At 61.5% G+C, this 18,306-nt stretch carries 14 protein-coding genes and 1 pseudogene; 7 read left to right on the top strand and 8 right to left on the bottom strand.

All coding sequences use genetic code 11. The annotated features are described in order from the left end of the window. Positions 1–2: 2 nt before the first annotated feature. Together KO538_RS23945 and KO538_RS23940 are read left to right on the top strand one after the other, a co-directional pair. Positions 3–1,580 carry an FGGY-family carbohydrate kinase gene (locus KO538_RS23945; RefSeq protein ID WP_219329849.1) on the top strand — a complete coding sequence of 526 codons (1,578 nt, stop codon included), beginning with the start codon at positions 3–5 and terminating at the stop codon, positions 1,578–1,580. 249 nt (positions 1,581–1,829) lie between these two features. Then, positions 1,830–4,103, top strand: coding sequence for a TonB-dependent hemoglobin/transferrin/lactoferrin family receptor (locus KO538_RS23940; RefSeq protein WP_219329848.1), 2,274 nt, complete (start codon positions 1,830–1,832; stop codon positions 4,101–4,103). Between the two features lie 195 nt (positions 4,104–4,298). Here the strand turns inward: KO538_RS23940 and KO538_RS23935 are convergent, their stop codons facing one another. Continuing rightward, on the bottom strand, positions 4,299–5,657 hold the full coding sequence (locus KO538_RS23935) for a diguanylate cyclase (protein WP_219329847.1): 1,359 nt from the start codon (positions 5,655–5,657) through the stop codon (positions 4,299–4,301). A 393-nt stretch (positions 5,658–6,050) separates the two neighbouring features. On the opposite strand from KO538_RS23935, the gene KO538_RS23930 reads away from it, so the two are divergent. Then, positions 6,051–7,442: a P-loop NTPase fold protein gene (locus KO538_RS23930; protein WP_219329846.1), complete on the top strand. Its 1,392-nt coding sequence runs from the start codon at positions 6,051–6,053 to the stop codon at positions 7,440–7,442. A gap of 142 nt (positions 7,443–7,584) precedes the next feature. Here KO538_RS23930 and KO538_RS23925 read toward each other — a convergent pair whose 3' ends face one another. After that, entirely contained in the window at positions 7,585–8,778 is a 1,194-nt protein-coding gene (locus KO538_RS23925; protein WP_072454800.1) for a PLP-dependent aminotransferase family protein, read from the bottom strand. 176 nt (positions 8,779–8,954) lie between these two features. Then, complete coding sequence (locus KO538_RS23920; RefSeq protein ID WP_219329845.1) at positions 8,955–9,866, bottom strand: DMT family transporter; 912 nt, start codon at positions 9,864–9,866, stop codon at positions 8,955–8,957. Between the two features lie 137 nt (positions 9,867–10,003). Here KO538_RS23920 and KO538_RS23915 point away from each other — a divergent pair, with 137 nt between their 5' ends. From KO538_RS23915 to KO538_RS23905, 3 genes are all read left to right on the top strand, one after another. Further along, positions 10,004–11,437 (top strand): PLP-dependent aminotransferase family protein, encoded by a 1,434-nt coding sequence (locus KO538_RS23915; RefSeq protein WP_219329844.1) that lies wholly within the window; start codon positions 10,004–10,006, stop codon positions 11,435–11,437. Between the two features lie 88 nt (positions 11,438–11,525). Continuing rightward, positions 11,526–13,445 carry a molecular chaperone HtpG gene (gene htpG / locus KO538_RS23910; protein ID WP_034758403.1) on the top strand — a complete coding sequence of 640 codons (1,920 nt, stop codon included), beginning with the start codon at positions 11,526–11,528 and terminating at the stop codon, positions 13,443–13,445. A gap of 223 nt (positions 13,446–13,668) precedes the next feature. Beyond that, on the top strand, positions 13,669–14,232 hold the full coding sequence (locus KO538_RS23905) for a TetR/AcrR family transcriptional regulator (protein ID WP_219329843.1): 564 nt from the start codon (positions 13,669–13,671) through the stop codon (positions 14,230–14,232). 15 nt (positions 14,233–14,247) lie between these two features. On the opposite strand, the gene KO538_RS23900 is transcribed toward KO538_RS23905, so the two are convergent. Then, positions 14,248–14,664: a hypothetical protein gene (locus KO538_RS23900; RefSeq protein ID WP_070306132.1), complete on the bottom strand. Its 417-nt coding sequence runs from the start codon at positions 14,662–14,664 to the stop codon at positions 14,248–14,250. Between the two features lie 80 nt (positions 14,665–14,744). Here KO538_RS23900 and KO538_RS23895 point away from each other — a divergent pair, with 80 nt between their 5' ends. Continuing rightward, positions 14,745–15,374 carry a TetR/AcrR family transcriptional regulator gene (locus KO538_RS23895; protein WP_219329842.1) on the top strand — a complete coding sequence of 210 codons (630 nt, stop codon included), beginning with the start codon at positions 14,745–14,747 and terminating at the stop codon, positions 15,372–15,374. Here the strand turns inward: KO538_RS23895 and KO538_RS23890 are convergent. From KO538_RS23890 to KO538_RS23880, 4 genes and pseudogenes are all read right to left on the bottom strand, one after another. Next, positions 15,371–16,072 carry a DsbA family oxidoreductase gene (locus tag KO538_RS23890; RefSeq protein ID WP_219329841.1) on the bottom strand — a complete coding sequence of 234 codons (702 nt, stop codon included), beginning with the start codon at positions 16,070–16,072 and terminating at the stop codon, positions 15,371–15,373. The genes KO538_RS23895 and KO538_RS23890 overlap by 4 nt on opposite strands. A gap of 61 nt (positions 16,073–16,133) precedes the next feature. Continuing rightward, positions 16,134–16,466, bottom strand: coding sequence for a carboxymuconolactone decarboxylase family protein (locus tag KO538_RS23885; protein ID WP_219329840.1), 333 nt, complete (start codon positions 16,464–16,466; stop codon positions 16,134–16,136). A gap of 63 nt (positions 16,467–16,529) precedes the next feature. After that, positions 16,530–17,075 (bottom strand): OsmC family protein, encoded by a 546-nt coding sequence (locus tag KO538_RS29520; protein ID WP_257620548.1) that lies wholly within the window; start codon positions 17,073–17,075, stop codon positions 16,530–16,532. A 21-nt stretch (positions 17,076–17,096) separates the two neighbouring features. Then, positions 17,097–18,191: pseudogene (locus tag KO538_RS23880) on the bottom strand (alkene reductase); the annotation flags it as partial. Positions 18,192–18,306: the final 115 nt, after the last annotated feature.

Raw genomic sequence — 18,306 nt, 5'->3', positions numbered from 1 at the left:
CCATGGCGACCGAGTCCGGCCCTGGGCCGTACATTCTCTCCATCGACAATGGCACGCAAAGCGTGCGCGCGCTGCTGTTCGACCGCGATGGCAATCTGGCGGCGAAGGCGCAAGTGTTCCTGGAAGCGTACTATTCCGACCACCCGGGCTGGGCCGAGCATGACGCCGACGGCTATTGGCAAGCCGTGTGCGCAGCGTGCCAGCAGCTGTGGCGCGGCACGGACATAGTCAAATCGTCGGTAGCCGGCGTGGCCGTGACGACGCAGCGCGGCACGGTCGTCAACGTGGATGAAGAGGGCCAGCCCTTGCGGCCCGCCATCACCTGGCTGGACCAACGCAGCACGCGCGACATCCCCCAGTTGGCGCCATGGTGGCGCGCCGCCTTCCGCGCCACGCGCCTTGATGGCACGATCACGTACTTCCGCCGCGAGGCCGAGATTAACTGGATCAGCGCGCACCAGCCCGACATCTGGCGCCGCACGCACAAATTCCTGCTGCTGTCGGGCTTTTTGAACCACCGCCTCTGCGGAAAATACATCGATTCGACGGGCTCGCAAGTGGCGTACATCCCGTTCGACTACAAGCGCCATGCGTGGGCCGGGCGCTTCGACTGGAAGTGGCAGGCGCTGGCGATCAAGCCGTCCATGCTGCCCGAGCTGGTGACGCCGGGCACGCGCATGGGCGCCATCACGGCATCGGCCGCCGCGGCGACGGGCATCCCCGAGGGCACGCCCCTGCTGGCGGCGGCCGCCGACAAGGCCTGCGAAGTGCTGGGCGCCGGCTGCGTCGAACCGCACGTGGCCTGTCTGAGCTACGGCACCACGGCCACCATCAACACGACCAACCGCAAGTACGTGGAAGTGACGCGCTTCATTCCGCCGTATCCGGCCGCCATGCCGGGCGCCTACAGCACGGAAGTGCAGATCTTCCGCGGCTACTGGATGGTCAACTGGTTCAAGGAGCAGTTCGGCGACCGCGAACGGGCGGCGGCGGCCGAAGATGGCACGGGCTTGTCCGCCGAAGCCTTGTTCGACCGCCTGGTCGACGCCGTGCCGCCCGGCTCCATGGGCCTGATGCTGCAGCCGTACTGGAGTCCCGGCATCAAGGTGCCGGGGCCGGAAGCGAAGGGCGCCATGATCGGCTTTGGCGATGTGCATACGCGCGCGCACATCTACCGCGCCATTCTCGAAGGCCTCGCGTATGCGCTGCGCGAAGGCAAGGAGCGCATCGAGCGGCGCAGCGGCATCGCGATCACGGAGCTGCGCATCGCGGGCGGTGGTTCGCAAAGCGACGCCGCCATGCAGCTGACGGCCGACATCTTCGGCTTGCCGGCCGCGCGCGCCCACGTGTATGAAAGTTCGGGCCTGGGCGCGGCCATCGCCGCCAGCGTGGGTCTGGGCTGGCATGCGGATTTCCCCGCCGCCGTGCAGGCGATGACGCGCAAGGGCAAGGTATTCCAGCCCCATCCCGAGCACCGCAAGATCTACGAGCAGCTGTATCGGCGCGTGTACCAGAAGATGTATGCGCGGCTGCAGCCCCTGTACCGCGAGATCGCCGACATCACCGGCTATCCGGAATAGTTAGTTATTAAATCGTATTGCGAATCATTCGCATCCGATATATGATGTGTTCCGCATTTCACTTAGGCAACTTATCCCGGTGACTGCAGTGCGCCGCCGGCCATGTTCGGGCGGCGTGTCCGCGCGGGCAGAGTTCCGCCGCAACGCTTCCTTCAACGCCGCCGCTTGATCGTGCACCGCTGTCCTCTGCCCCTGCATTTTTTCATTCCACAAGCATCGAGCAGCAAGCAAACCCAGGCAAGGATAGCGATGAAGAGCAGCAGCAAACAACGATTGACCCCGCTGGCCGCCGCGCTGGCGCTGGCATTGGGTGGCGCGTACGGCCACGCGTGGGCGGCGGCGATGGCCGACAAGACCGAGAAGGCCGACGCCGTGCAGATGCCGGCCATCAGCGTGTTCGGCGACGCCATCAGCGCCGGCACGGCCGGGCGCTCGTATATCAACAGCGCCGATATCGAACGCCAGCAGGCCGACAATGTCGCGTCCCTGCTCGACACCTTGCCCGGCGTGGACCTGGCCGGTACGGCCCGTCCCAGCGGACAAAGCTTGAATATCTGGGGCTTCAATAAAGTGCAGGACGTGAAAGTCATCCTCGATGGCGTGCCCAAGGGCTTCGAGAAATACCGCCAGGGTTCCATCTTCATCGAACCGGAACTGATCAAGCAGATCGAAGTGAACAAGGGCGCGCATACGAGCTTGTATGGCAATGGCGGTTTCGGCGGCGTCATCACGGTCGAGACCAAGGATGCGCAAGACTTGCTGGAAGGCGGCGAGAAAGCGGGCGCCATGCTCAAGTATTCGCGCCACTCGAACAATGCAGAAAATGACGCCACCGTGGCCGTCTACGGCCGCACGGAAGATGGCCGCTTCGATGCGATGGCCTTCACGACGCAGCGCAAGTCCGACGATTTGCGCAAGCCCGATGGCAAGCCATTCCGCTTTTCCGCCATCGATGCGCCATCGAGCCTGGCCAAGCTGAATATCCGGCTGACGCCGGAGCAGCTCTTGACCCTGACGGCCATGAAGAGCGGCAGTTCGGGCTGGGGCCCGTTTGCCGCCATGGGCGAGGATGTGCCCACGCCGACCGAGGCGGAAATCAAAAAATACGGACTGGAAGAGGCGTGGCAGCGCAAGGCCGTGTACCGCGACCAGGACGACGATACGTATTCCGTGAAGTGGCAGTACGCGCCGCAGAACAACCGATGGATCAAGCTGACGGCCAGCGCCGGCTATTCGCACACGGACCAGCATGACAAGCGTTTGCCCTCCGCGTCGCTCGGTTCCTACCTGGGGTCCCTGGGCAACGAGAGCTGGGCTTCGTATGTGGACCGCATCGCCGAGGTGCGCAACGAAAGCGTATTTAGCACGGGCGCCGTGTCGCACGTGCTGCTGACGGGCCTGCAATGGCACAAGAACGTGCGCGACACTCTGATGTATTACCCGTCGTCGACGGCGCTGAAGGACCCCAGCTACAACTATGGCTACTTCCAGCCCTACTACATGCCGGCCGGGCACCAGGAAACCACGGGCCTGTATCTGCAGGATGCGATGACCTATGGCGACGTGACGGTGACGGCAGCGCTGCGCCACGACAGAGTCGTTTCCGAGGGCGTGCCGAACAAGGCGCCGCGCTACAACAGCCCGCTGGCGGCGGCTGGCCACGATTTCAGCGAAAAGGCGCACGAAGACTGGTCGCCGCGCCTGGGCCTGTTCTGGAAGGCATCCAGCACGCTGGCCTTGTTCGGCGACTTGAGCCGCACCTGGCGCGCGCCGACGATCGACGAGATGTATTCGAATGAATACTATGTATCGGCCAGGCAGGGTTCATCGACGCCGGGTACCAGCCGCGACCTGGCCGTCGAACGGGTGACGGCTGTGCGCACGGGCGTCATGCTGCACCGGCAAAACGTGTTCATGGAGCGCGACGACGTGCAGCTGCGCCTGACGGCGTACCAGAACCGCGTCAGCGACAATATCGGCCCCCGCCTTGGCATCCTGATCGAAGGCTATGTGCCGGGATCGGGCAAGGTGCCGCCGGCCCTGTCGTCCTACCGCAACCTGGCCGGTTTCCGCACGCAGGGCGTGGAAGCCGAGTCTTACTACAATTCGCCGCGCCTGTTTGCCAGCGCTTCGCTGTCGAAGCAGCGCGGCACGCGCACCGGTTCCCAGCGCGACCCGTGGGGCCAGGACGAACCCGTGTCGACCATCGCGCCCGATAAGTTGATGGCGGGCCTGGGCTGGCGCATGCCCGACCTGGGCGCCAGCATCGGCTGGCAGGGCCGCTTCGTGGCGAAGCAGGAGCGCGTCTTGCCGGTGGGGAATGTGTACCGCCTGCCGCCATCGAAAGGCTATGCGCTGCATACCGTGTTTGCGTCGTGGATTGGCCGGCAAGGCGTGTGGCGCGGCACGGAGGTGCGGCTGACGGTTGATAATGTTTTCAACCGCAATTACATGCCCTACCTGAGCGAAGCCGTCACCGGCGTGGGGCGCAATGCGAAGTTGAGTGTATCGCGTAAGTTTTGACCAGTTTTAAGAATGGCGGGCCGGAGACGCGGGCCTGAGAAAATGCCGATGGCGGCGTTGCAGCTTCCTTGCCGTACATTCGTACTGTCTGCGTCGCTGCGCCTTGCCCTCGACATTTTTCAGGCCCGCTTGGCCCGGGGCGCCCTTGCGTGGGGCGTGGGCCTACTCTTTGTTTGGCGCATGCTTTGTTCAGCTTTAACGCAGTACGATCGCCTTGACCGTTTCCCAGGCCGTGCTGCCCGAGTGCGTGGCGCGGACCTGGTTGCGGCCCGCTTCCTTGGCTACGTACAGGGCGCGGTCGGCGGCGACGAACAGGGCTTCGCGGTCGTCCAGCTGGTGCGGGCGGATGGTGGCCACGCCGATGCTGACGGTGATCCATGGCGAGGTGCTTGATCGCGGGTGCGGCAGTTGCAGCGCTTCGATGCCGGCGCGGATGGCTTCGGCCAGGTGCAGGGCGCTGTCGGCGTCCGTGTCGGCAAACAACAGCACGAATTCCTCGCCGCCGTAGCGGGCCGCCAGGTCGCCGGAGCGGCTGGCGTGGGCGGCGATCGCCTGCGCCACCTGCTGCAGGCAGAGGTCGCCGGCCGGGTGGCCCAGGCTGTCGTTGTACAGCTTGAAGTGGTCGACGTCGAGCACCACCAGCGACAGGGCGCCGCCGCCGCGCACGGCGCGCTGCCATTCTTTTTCAAGGAAGCTGTCGAAATGCCGGCGGTTGGCGATCTGCGTCAGCGGGTCGAGATAGGCGGCGCGCTGCAGCGCGTCTTCCGACTGCTTGTGGTGCGTGATGTCGTGCAGCAGGCCGATATACAGGGGCTGGCGCAGATACATGGGCGTCAAGGTCAGGTCCATGCTCAGCGCCGCGCCGTTGCGGTGGCGGATCGCCACTTCGCGCGTGCCGTGGTTGTGCGCCTTTTCCGGATTGGCCGCGTGCATGGCGAAATAATCGAGGTATTCCTGCGTCACGAGGGGGCTGAGCAGCTCGCCGATGAAGCGCCCGGCCAGTTCGTTTTCTCGGTAGCCCAGGTACTGGTCGCAGGCCGGATTGGTGTACTGGATGCGGCCATCGGCCTCGATGATCAGCAAGCCCTCGGCCATGTTGTTGACGATGGTGCGCAGGCGCTCGGCCTGCTCCTGCTGGGTTTCATTGTTGCTGCGGATTTTCAGCTGGGCGCGCACGCGCGCGCACACTTCGGCCATGCGCAGCGGCTTGCTGATGTAGTCGACGGCGCCGCAGTCGAGACCGGCCACCACGTCTTCCGTTTCCGTCTTGGCGCTCATGAAGATGACGGGGATGCGCTGCGTCAGCGGATGCTGCTTGAGGCGGCGGCACGTTTCGATGCCGTCCATGTCCGGCATCAGCACGTCTAGCAGGATCAGGTCGGGCTGGGCGCGCTGGGCGATCGCCAGCGCCCGCTCGCCGGACGTGGCGACATAGGTTTGATAACCCTGTTCGCTCATCAGCTTGCGCAGCAGCTCAAGGTTGGCCGGCGCATCGTCGACAATCAAAATGGCGGCTTCATGCCGCTGGGAATGCTCCACACTGCCTGGACTCATTGCTTCCGGCCTTCTCGATGTACTCTGCGCTGCCTGCGTTTGCTGCATATTCGGTGATGCTGACCGGGTTCAAATCTGATACAGCCGTCAAATCATACCGCCTCGCCATTTTTTTGGGTGAAAAAATCGATGTTACGCGAGCAATGAAAGTATTATTTTTATGATATTTTTAAAAATAAATACACGCAATTGCTATCATGAAAGCGGTTTTTAGGCGGAAAAGACGCGTGCGGTGTAGCAGCACCGCCCGGAATAAAGGCAGCGGAGCAAGTCTCGCGGTGAGCGGATGAGTTGTCGCAGTTTGGTGCGGGAAGTATTTTAGATAAGCCATGAAATTCTCTAGGCGGATTGTGATAACCTACATTGTTTATATTTAAATAATGGTTAAATATCATGAGCTTTCGCATATCTGAAATTGACATTCCACTTAGTGATCCTTTTAAGAATGATGCTCTAGATCGTCCTGCAATGGTAGAGTTTATGGCGAATGTTATAAAAAAGGCTGGCGGTAAGCCACTTGTTATAGCTGTGGATGCTCCATATGGTTCTGGAAAATCAACTTTTATTGGAATGTTAAATGCTGTTCTAATTAATGAAAATTACCAAACGGTAAATTTTAATGCATGGAAAGCTGACCATGTTAGTGATCCGCTGGTGGCAATGGTGGCCGCTTTAGATGAAGCATTGCCTAAGGCGGAAGATAAAACTGGTAAATTGAAAGCCGGACTGGACAAAGTTAGAAATATCACAGGAAAAGTTGCGAGGCGAGTTCTTGTGGCTGGGGTGAAGGTTGGGACTGCAGGAGTACTTGACATTGAAGATGGCTTGGAAGAGATCATCCGCGATGCCGCCGGGGATGCAGTCAGTGATATTGTGGAGAAATTTCAAAATGAAACTAAACTTAATATTTCATTTCGAAGTGAATTGGAAAATGCTGTTAGTCAACTTGCGCTTGCGCAAAAAAATTCTACTTTAGTATTTTTTATAGATGAATTGGATAGGTGTCGCCCCGATTTTGCAATATCTCTTCTGGAACGTGTAAAGCATATGTTTGATGTGCCAAACATTGCATTTATTCTTTCTGTTGATAAGCGCCAACTTGAGGCCGCAACTGCAGCAGTGTATGGTGAACGTATAAATGCAGCAGAATACTTGCGTAAATTTATCGATTTGGAGTTCGGGCTACCGCTTCCTCATAACAAGAAATTTGTAGAAATGGCAGTGGCTCGATCTGGTCTAAGTGAGCTGTTTTCCTTGCATTCGCAGGATGGGGGAGGATATCAGTGCGGTCAATTTACTCGTTTTTTAACATTGCTTTCCCGAATTTTACAGTTGACGCTAAGGACCCAAGAGCGTTGTATAACTAGAATGAAACTCGTGCTTGATCAAACGCCAATTGGTCAATCATCGAATCCGATACATGTGGCGTTACTTGTCGTGCTAAGAACTGTTGATCAAGATTTTTTCTACAAAACAGTAAAAGGAATTTTATCTCCGGTTGAAGTTTTAAACTTCTTCAGTGCTAAGCCAGAGGGCGAAATTGCACTCAATTCTACAGAAGGTCGAATTCTTCATGCGCTTCTTGTCACAGAGGATAGAAATGATGAACGTAGGAAGGAATTTAAAAAGAAATTGATAGATGTAATGAATGAAAATTCTTCTACTCGGGAGGATGCTAATAATGCAAGTGAGATGCTGAATCTTCTTGATTCATTTGGGATGGATGGGAAGGTTTTTCCAATCATTGCACGTAAAATTGATATTGCTGCACAAATTAGAAATTAGAAATTATATGATATTTTTAATATTTAATAAATTCTAAGGATTTATAATGCCATTGCCGCTTGAGAGTTTTAGTATATTTCTTAAAGATTATTATTTTTTTGAGAATAGGGAGGCATATTTTTTGCCTCCTTATTTTTAGCCTTTACATTTTTGCGGCGATCAGTTTGCCCAGGATGGCGATGCCCTCGCGGATGCGTTCCGGCGGCACCGTCACGAACGACAGGCGCAAGGTGTGCGTGTCCGGCGTGTTCGCGTAGAACGGCGCGCCCGGTACGAAGGCGACCTTGTTGGCGATGGCTTCATCGAGCAGTTTCATCGCGTCGATGTGTTTCGGCAGGGTGACCCAGATGAACATGCCGCCTTCCGGCTTGGTCCACGTGACGCCGGCCGGGAAGTGCTCTTCCAGCGCCGACAGCATGGCCTGGCACTGGTTGCCATACAGGCTGCGGATGCTGGGGATGTGCCGGTCCAGGAAGCCATCCTTGATCACTTCATGCACGACCATCTGCGTAAGCTGCGAGGTGTGCAGGTCGGCCGCCTGCTTGGCCAGTTCCAGGCGGCGCACGAGCGGCATCGGCGCCACCACGTAGCCGAGGCGGATGCCTGGCGTGAGCACTTTCGAGAACGAGCCCATGTAGATGACGCCGTCCGGATTCATGTTGATCATCTTCGGATACGGCTCGCCGCTGTAGCTGAGGGCGCCGTACGGATCATCCTCGATCAGCGGCAGGCCGTGGCGGGCGCAGGTTTCCACCAGCTCCACGCGGCGCGCCACGGACAGGCTGCGGCCCGTCGGGTTCTGGAAGTTCGGCAGCGCGTACAGCAGGCGCGCGCCATCGGCTACGGGGTTGATTGACGATGGCACCAGGCCTTCGTCATCGGTATCGACGGAAACGAATTCGGGACGATAGACGGAGAATGCCTGCAGGGCGCCCAGGTAGCTGGGGGTTTCCACCAGGACCTTGCTGCCTTCGTCGATCAGAACCTTGCCCAGCAAGTCCAGCGCCTGCTGCGAGCCGGACGTCATCAGCACCTGTTCCGGAAGGATGGTGCTGCCATTGCCCGACAGCGAGTCGGCGATCCACTGGCGCAGCGGCAGGTAGCCGTCGGTCGGGCCGTATTGCAGGGCCACCTTGCCATTGTTCGACAGGACCTTGTCGAAGGCGATCTTCATTTCTTCCACGGGGAAGGTGGCGGGCGAGGGCAGGCCGCCGGCAAACGAGATGATCTCGGGACGCTGCGTGATCTTCAGGATTTCGCGGATGAACGAGCTTTGCAGCTGTTCCGCGCGTTCGGCAAAGCGCCATTGGATCGGATTCGGATTTTCAATTTTCATACGAGTCTCACAGAAGATGCCGAGCTGCGCCGGCTGGATTTGTTGGCCCGCTTGTGGCGGTGCGTTCGCAAGCGGCGCCGGATAGGCGTCGCCATGGTGCTGCGGTATTGTACGGCTTGCACGCCGCCGTGCCCATGTGCACGCGCAACGGCGTTGCAAATGGGCGTCAAGAAACCTTACTTCAGCTTGCGCCCGATGGCCACCACGGCGATCACGGCGCCGGCAAACAGCAGGCTTTCGCCCGTCAATGGCTCGTTCAGCAGCACGGCCGCGCCCAGCAAGGTGAGGAAGGGCTGCAGCAGCTGCGTCTGCCCCACACGGGCCACACCGCCCAGCGCCATGCCCCGGTACCAGAAAAAGAAGCCGATAAACATGGAAAACACGGAAATATAGGCAAAGCCCAGCCACGCCGCGCCGCTGGCCTGCGCCATCAGCGCGCGCTGGGGCCAGGCGTTCCACAGGACCACGGGCAAGACAAAAGGCACGGCCAGCAGCAGCGCCCAGCAAATCACATGCTGGCCCGGCATGGCTTGCGCCAGGCGTCCGCCTTCCGCATAGCCGAGTGCCGCCAGCAGCACGGCGGCAAAGATCAGCCAGTCGGCCACGTGGAAGCTGCCGCCGCCCTGGCGCAGCGCGAACGCCACCACCAGAGCCGTGCCGAGCAGGGCCATCAGCCAGAAGCCGGCCGAGGGGCGCTCCTTGCCGCGCAGTACGGCAAACACGGCGGTGGCCAGCGGCAAAATGCCCACCAGCACGGCGCCGTGCGAGGCGGGCAGGCTGCGCATGGCGATCGACGTCAGCCACGGGAAGCCCACCACGCAGCCCAGCGACACCAGGGTCAGCGGCAGCCATTGTTCGCGGCGCGGCAGCGGTGCGCGCTGCTGCCACAGCCACAGGCCGGCCAGGCAGGCGGCGACCAAGGCGCGGCCCAGGGCGACAAAGGTGGGATCGAGTTCGGCCACGGCCAGCCGCGTAAAGGGCAGGGTCAGGCTGAAGAGGGCGACGGCGATCAAGCCCAGTAGCAGGCCCTTGCGGTCGGCGCCGAGGCGCAGGGAATGGCTGGGGGAAGGTGTGGCGTGCGATGGCATGGCTGTCCTGGTACGGGTGGTGTGGAATAAAGGCGGGCAGATGTGGATGAATGCGCCCGGTACTGCTATCCTAGGGCGCAATAGCAATACAGTACAAATACACTTTTACGCATAACTCCACATACTGTAATGGTCATATGAGCAATACACTCGCCTCTCCGTCCCTGCCCTTGCTGTCGCGCGCCTCGGGCGAAACCCTGATCGACCAGATCGCGCGTTCGCTGGCGGCGCGCATCGATGACAAGCTGCTGCGCGGCGGCGCGCGCATGCCGTCGATCCGCCAGTGCGCGGCCAGCCTGGACGTGTCGTGCGCCACGGTGGTGGCCAGCTACGACAAGCTGGTGGCGCGCGGCTACCTGGAATCGCGGCGCGGCGCCGGCTTTTTCGTGCGCGAGCGCTCGCCCCTGAACACGCCGGCGGCGCCCGCTGGCGCGCAGGACGCAGCGGCGCAGCCGATGGACGTGGTGTGGCTGATCCGTAACATGTTCCGCCAGACGCCGGCCATTCCCGCGCCCGGCATCGGCATGTTGCCCGCCGAGTGGCTCGATGGCGACCTCGTGGCGCGCGCCTTGCGCGAAGTCAGCCGCCAGCCCGGCAGTTTGTTGCTCGGCTATGGCATGCCGCAAGGTTTCTTGCCGCTGCGCCAGCAGTTGCAGCTGAAGCTGGCGGGGCTGGAAATCGCCTGCCCGCCCGAGCAGATCGTCACCACGGTGGGCGTGATGCAGGCGCTGGACCTGGTGGCGCGCGAGTTTGCCCGCCCCGGCGACACCATCTTCGTCGACGATCCCGCGTACTGGCTGATGTTCGGCGCCTTTGCCGCCATGGGCGTGAACGTCATCGGCATCCCGCGCCTCGGCGACGGCCCCGATATCGCCGTGCTGGCCGAGCTGGCGGCCCTGCACCGTCCGAAGCTGTATGTGATCAACTCGGTGCTGCACAACCCCAGCTCGACGTCGCTGTCGGCAGCCAAGGCGTTCCAGGTGCTGCGCCTGGCCGAACAGCACGATTTCCTCATCGTCGAGGATGACATCTATTGCGACATGCACCCGGGCGGCGCGGTGCAGCCGGCCACGCGCCTGGCCGCGCTGGACCAGCTGCGCCGCGTGATTTACCTGGGCGGCTTTTCCAAGAGCCTGGCGGCGAACCTGCGCGTGGGCTTCATCGCCACATCAAATGAGCGGGCGCAGCGCCTGGCCGACCGCAAGATGCTGGCGACCCTCACCACCAGCGACATCGGCGAAAGGGTCGTGTATAAAATCCTCTCGCAGGGGCTGTACCGCAAGCATGCGGAGCGTCTGCGCGCGCGGCTCGACAAGGTGCGCGAGGGTACGTATCGCAAGGTCGAACAGGCAGGCTTGCGCTTCGATCCCGCGCCGGCCGGCATGTTCGTGTGGGCCGATGCGGGCTGCGACACGAATGTCCTGGCCGAAAAGGCGCTGGCCGAGGGGCTGGTGCTGGCGCCGGGCAGCCTGTTCTCGCCGCGCCAGCTGCCGTCGACCCGCATGCGCCTGAACCTGGCCACGGTGCAGGACGAGCGGGTGTGGGCGTTTTTCGCCCGCGCGCTGGGTTAGAGGCGACTTTCGGCAGCCGCTCTTGAAATCGCTGGCACCATCCCCAACTCCGTAGAATCCGTCCCATCCACAAGACTATGAGGTAAAAATGGCTGTCTCCGAAAAGCAAACCCTGGGTTTTCAGACCGAAGTGAAGCAAATGCTGCACCTGATGATCCATTCCCTGTACTCGAACAAGGAAATCTTCCTGCGCGAATTGATCTCGAACGCGTCCGACGCGGCCGACAAATTGCGCTTTGAAGCGATCGATAACGACGCCCTGTACGGCAACGATCACGAATTGAAGATCAAGGTCAGCTTCGACAAGGATGCGCGCACCATCACCATTTCCGACAACGGCATCGGCATGACCCGCGACGAGGCGATCTCGCACCTGGGTACCATCGCCAAGTCGGGCACCAAGGAATTCTTCGGCAAGCTGTCTGGCGACCAGCAGCAGGATGCGGCCCTGATCGGCCAGTTCGGCGTGGGCTTCTATTCGGGCTTCATCGTCGCCGACAAGATCACCGTCGAAACGCGCCGCGCCGGCGCGGACGCCTCCGAAGGCGTGCGCTGGGAATCGGCCGGCGAAGGCGATTACAGCATCGAGACCATCGAAAAAACGGGCCGCGGCACGGACATCATCCTGCACCTGCGCGAAGGCGAGGACGAACTGCTGTCGAGCTGGAAGATCAAGTCCATCATCCGCAAGTACTCGGACCATATCTCGCTGCCGATCGTGATGCAGAAGGAAGAGTGGGACGACGAGAAAAAAGAAACCGTCCTGAAAGACGAATTCGAAACCGTCAACCAGGCCAGCGCCCTGTGGGCCCGCAACAAGGCCGACATCACGCCGGAACAGTACGACGAATTCTACAAGCACGTATCGCACGACTTCCAGTCGCCGCTCACGCACACGCATAACCGCGTGGAAGGCCGCAGCGAATACACGCAGCTGCTGTACATCCCGGCCAAGGCGCCGTTCGACATGTGGGACCGCAACAAGCGCGGCGGCATCAAGCTGTACGTCAAGCGCGTCTTCATCATGGACGATGCCGAGCAGCTGATGCCGACCTACCTGCGCTTCGTGCGCGGGGTGATCGACTCGGCCGACCTGCCGCTGAACGTATCGCGTGAAATCCTGCAGGAGTCGCGCGACGTCAAGGTCATCCGCGAAGGCTCGACCAAGCGCGTGCTGGGCATGCTGGAAGAACTGGCGAACGCGGACGAGCAGGACAAGAAGGACAAGTACGCCGTCTTCTGGAAGGAATTCGGCCAGGTGCTGAAAGAAGGCATCGGCGAAGACGCGGCCAACAAGGAACGCCTGGCCAAGCTGCTGCGCTTTGCGTCGACGGCCAACGACAGCGACGAGCAAATCACCTCGTTCGCCGACTACGTGGCGCGCATGAAGGAAGGCCAGGACAAGATCTATTACGTCACGGCCGACAACTACGCCGCCGCGAAAAACAGCCCGCACCTGGAAATCTTCCGCAAGAAGGGCGTCGAAGTGCTGCTGCTGACGGACCGTGTCGATGAATGGATGCTGTCGTTTATCCAGGACTTCGAAGGCAAGGAACTGGTCTCCGTCGCCAAGGGTGGCCTGGACCTGGGCGCGCTGGAAGACGAAGCGGAAAAGAAGGAGCACGAAGAAACGGAAACCTCGTACGCCGACCTGGTGGGCAAGATGAAGACGGTGCTGGCCGACAAGGCCAAGGACGTGCGCGTCACGTTCCGCCTGACCGATTCGCCAGCCTGCCTGGTGGCCGATGAAAACGAATTGTCGGGCAACCTGCTGCGCATGCTCAAAGCGGCGGGCCAGAGCGCGCCGGAATCGAAGCCTATCCTGGAAATCAATCCGAACCACCCGCTGGTGACGCGCCTGAAATACGAAGATGCGGAAGGCGGCAAGTTTGGCGACTGGGCCAACATCCTGTTCGACCAGGCCATGCTGGCCGAAGGCGGCTCGCTGGCCGACCCGGCCAGTTTCGTGAAACGCCTCAACGAATTGCTGCTCAATTCGGCGAAGTAATCACCACCGCATGCCTAAAATGTAGACGTAGGTCGGATTAGCGCAGCGTAATCCGACACGGCGGCGGTGACCGATGTACTGAAGCCGGCCCTTTCCTCCCGAAAGGGCCGGCTTTTTTCATGCGCATGCCCCAAGCCCTGGCTGCGGCGACTTCAGGCATAATTGCCCCTTGTTGAATTTAATCCGTCAATGGCCGGCATGGCCGTTGGTGCAGGAGCCTGTCATGTCAGTGAGTACCCGCGACGCCCTTTTGAAAAGCGCAGAGATCCACCTGCGTTCGAAAGGCTACGCCGCTTTCAGTTATGCCGATTTGTCGGAAGAAATCGGCATACGCAAGGCCAGTATCCACCACCATTTCCCCACCAAAGAAAACCTCGGCGTGGCCTTGATCACGCAATATATCGACGTGTTTACCGAAAAGCTGCAGGCGATCGATGCGGCGCATGCCGATCCGGTCGAACGCCTGCGTGAATTCGGCGGGCTGTTCCTGGCCAGCGCCAACGACCATTTGCTGCCGCTGTGCGGCGCGCTCGCGGCCGAAATGGCGGCGCTGCCCGAATCGCTGCAGGCCCTGGGCCGGCAGCTGATGGCGCAGCAGCTGGACTGGATGGAAAACAATCTCGTGCAGGCGGCGCAGCTGCATGGCTGGACCTTGCGGAAAGCGCCGAAGGATTATGCCTTCATGCTGCTCAGCGCTCTGGAAGGCGCCAGCTTTATCGGCTGGGCCATGGGGCCGTCGACTGATCCGCTGGCCGCTTTCCATTACATGCTCGACAATCTGGCGTAGCGCGGGCCAGCCCGCTCAGGCAAACAGGGCGGGCTTGGCGATCATGAGCGCGCAGATGATCAAAAAAACGGCCAGCTTGAGGCACAGCCAGGTTTTCAGCCTGGCGCCCGCCTGCGCGTATCCCTGTTCCACCTTCTCTTCCACCTTGTCCGCCCAAAAATGATCGATGGCTTGCGCGCCGATAAAAAGCGCGAGGGACAGCCGCATCCAGCCCATGTGCAGCCAGGCCCATTCTTGCTGGTACAGCAGGACCAGCCCGCCGGCAAGCAGTATCCAGCCTGCGACGGCGATCTGCTGATGGAGCTTATGCAAGGTGTCGCGGCCGGCAGGCTCGCGCATCAGGTTCAGCAGGCGCGGCGTCAGCATCATCGGGCCGATGAAGGCGATGGCGGCGACTACGTGCAGTATCAGCAGGAATGTATAAGTGTGCATGGCGTTCTCGTCTCGGCAAGGACAGTTGTTTGCGGAACGTTTAGAATAAGTTTTACTACCCACTTTCGCTACTCGCATTCATGGCAAAAACTGCAGCGCATGCGGAGCCCCGCAAGCGGCCGTCCCAGGCCAGATCGGCTGCCACCGTCGCGGCGATGGTGGAGGCGGCTGCTCGCATTATTGAGGTGCGGGGCTGGGCCGCGTTGACGACGAATCACGTTGCCGAGCTGTCCGGCGTCAGCATCGGCTCGCTGTACCAGTACTTCCCGTCGAAAGAGGCGCTGCTGGCCGAACTGGTACGCCGCGAACGCGCAGTGCTGCTGCACGACGTGGGGCTAGCCATGGCGCTGGAGGGTGAGCTGCCGCTCGCGATAGAACAGGGGGTGATGGCCGGCCTGGCGCACCAGTTCAGGCGGCCCGCGCTTGCCCTCGCGCTGGAATCGGCGCCGTCGTCGCCATCGTTGCAGCATGAGGACGACGCCTTGCGGCATGCGCTTGCGGGCCAGCTCGCGGGGCTGCTGGCGCGTCATGGCGTCGCCGATCCTGATATGGCCGCCGCCGACGTGATGGCGCTATGCCGCGGCATCATCGACGCCGCGGCGCTGCGGGGAGAAACGGATATGGCGTCGCTTGCGCGGCGTCTGGGACGCGCGGTCCACGGCTACCTGGACACGGCGGGACCTGCCAGCGAAGCCGCCGCCAGCGCTTAGGGAAGGATGCAGCCGTCCAGGCCACACATTTCCCCGGCCGATGCGGCCAGGTTCTCCCGGGATTGCGCATGGAGGTTCTCCAGCGCCTGCCTGAATACTTCTGGCGGCTGTGCGCCGGAAATGTGCGCTCCATTCCCGAAAACGAACAGCGGCACGCCGGAAGCGATGCGCGAGGCGCTGCGCTCATCGTCCTGCACCTGCTGGCGCAATTGCGGTGTCGACCACGCGCGCTGCACCGCCTCGGCAGGCACGCCCGCCTGCGCCGCGAGCAGGGCGAGGGAATCGCGGTCGAACAGCGACTTGCCGTGCGAAATACTCTGCGCATACAGCACTTCAACCAGGCGCTGTTGCAAAGCCGTGTCGCCGGCGGCCTTGACGAGCATGTGCGCGTCCATGGTGTCGCCAAACAGCATGCTGTCGAAGCGGTAGTCCAGGCCTTCGGCCGCTCCATGCGACTGCACCGAATACAGCATGCCCTCGGCGGCCATCGGATCACGAAATTTTTTCAGCAAGGCTGCCTTGATCGGTTCGGCCCGATGGTTCGGTGCGATGCGGTAGGCGCGCAGCCTGACCTGCACGGCGTCCCTGTGTTCGAAAGCGGCAAGGGCCTTCTCGAAGCGACGCTTGGCGATCCAGCACCAGGGGCAGACGAAATCGGACCAGATGTCGACGACCAGCGCTTGTGTGTTGTTTTTCATGGTTGCTCCTTGAGTGGCCGGCCCGGCGTGCACGCATGCCAGGCCGGCTGATGCGGCAGTATCAAGCCTTGTCGAACGCGTCCAGCACGTGGGTGCTGTAGACAACGGCGGCGCCGGCATTGAGGTTGATCGCCACGCCGAGCGCCTCGCCAATTTCTTCCACGGTCACGCCCAGCTTCTTGGCGGCGGCAGCGTGGAAGGCGATGCAGCCGTCGCAGCGCGTCGTGACGGCCACTGCCAGCGAGATCAGTTCGCGCGTTTTCGCGTCGAGATGGTTGGTCTTGTCGCCGGCGCCGCCCAGTGCGGCGATGCCTTTCATGGTGTCGGGCGTCAATGCGGCGAGTTGCACCGCACGCGTATTGATATCTTGCCGAGCTTGTTTCCAGTCTTCCATGATTTCCTCGCTATGTAGGCGCTTGCGCGCGGGTTGGTGGCTAGATGATTCCCGGGATGGGTATCAGGCCTCGATTATTTCCAGGGTGGACAGCATGCGGATGGCCTTCGAGAAATTGGCCAGGTTGACCGACGTTTTGGTCACGGCCTGGTGCAGCGCTTCGACGCGCTCGCGCGAGGCATCCGTGCGCAGCCGCACGACGTAGCTGACTTCGTCGTAGCCGGGATTGACGTTCTCGTCCAGGCCGAGGAAGCCGCGCAGGTCCAGCTTGCCGTCCGTTTCGATTTCCAGGCTGTGCACGGTGATGCCCATGGCCGCTGCATTGGCCGCATAACCGACCGACAGGCAGGCGTTGAGGGCGGCCATCAGCAGCTCTTGCGGATTGGGCGCCGTGTTTTGGCCCAGCAATTCATGCGGTTCGTCCGAGGCGATCTCGAAATGGCGCGCATGCTTTTCACCGCCCAGCACATAGTGGCTGACGGTGGCCACGCTGCGCGTCTGGTGTTGCCAGCGGGTCTTGACGTTGAAACGCGCCTCGCCCTTGCCGGGATGCCCTGCCACACCCTGGGCGAATTGCTGCAATGCCGCCACGTTGATGCCATTGAGCATATTGCTGGCAGGCGCCGCACCATACGCGGGATAGTCGGTATACCCGTGGGACGGGGCGCCGCTGGCGCCGTAATAGGTCGAGCGGTCGCTGTCGGCCAGCGGCCAGTTGTTTTGCATGCGCTCCACCAGATCCGGGTTGGAGATGAACGGCATGCCGAAGGCGATCAGATCGAGGTCGCCTTTTCCCAGTTCGCTGCGCGCCAGTTCCTGCGTGAAGCCGCCCGCGCCGATCAGGGTGCCGTGATAGTCCTGGCGGAATTGCGCGCCAAAGCCGGGTGGCACTTGCGCCGCCGTGATGGTCGGCTGGTAGTTCAGGTGCACATAGGCCAGCTTCCTGGTGTTGAGGGCCTGCGCCACGCTGCTCCACACCTGCACTTCATCGGCATAGGCGCGCATGTCGTACAGGCGGCCGAACGGCGAGACGCGTACGCCGACCTTGCCGCTGCCGATGGCGGCCGACAGCGCGTCTATGGTCTCGAGCAAAAAGCGCTGGCGGTTGGCGATGCTGCCTCCATACTGGTCGGTGCGCGTATTGACGGCGCTGCTGAGGAACTGGTCGAACAGGAAGCCGTTGGCGGCCATGATCTCGATCCCGTCAAAGCCAGCGTCGATAGCGACTTTTGCCGCATGCACGAAGTCGGCGGTGACGCGGGCGATCTCGCCGACGGTCAGTGCGCGCGGCACGCTGGGCAGCACCGGTCCCGCCTTGCCTGGCTCGATCCAGGCGTAGACGGTGGTGTTTTCCGCCGCCACGTCGCTGGGGCCCACGGGCGCCGCGTTGCCCGGCTGGATAGACACATGCGACATGCGGCCCACGTGCCACAGCTGGGCGAAGATCTTGCCGCCCTTGGCATGCACGGCATCGGTGACCTGGCGCCAGCCCTGGCCCTGCGTGCTGCTGTAGATGCCGGGCGTGTACAAATAGCCGCGGCCTTCATCGGAGACGGGCAAGCCCTCGGTGACGATCAGGCCGGCCGAGGCGCGCTGGGCGTAATACAGCGCGGTGAGCGCATCGGGATTGTTTTCGAGCGTGCGCGTGCGCGTCATCGGCGCCATGACGACGCGGTTGGACAGGGAAATGCCGGACAGGTCATAGGGGGTGAACAGTTGATGCATGTAATGCCTCGCAAAGGTCGAATGCGCCGTGGCGCGAAAAGATTGCCGGGTGAAATACCGGGTTCGAAATAAGTCTACCATCTAGTAGGTAGGCAAGTCAACCGATCGCATTGCC

Origin of the sequence: Janthinobacterium sp. NKUCC08_JDC (genome assembly GCF_019345575.1) — a bacterium.
GTDB classification, from domain to species: domain Bacteria; phylum Pseudomonadota; class Gammaproteobacteria; order Burkholderiales; family Burkholderiaceae_D; genus Janthinobacterium; species Janthinobacterium aestuarii.
The sequence above is the reverse complement of the archived record's forward strand: the minus strand, read 5'-3'. Positions and strand labels throughout refer to the sequence as shown.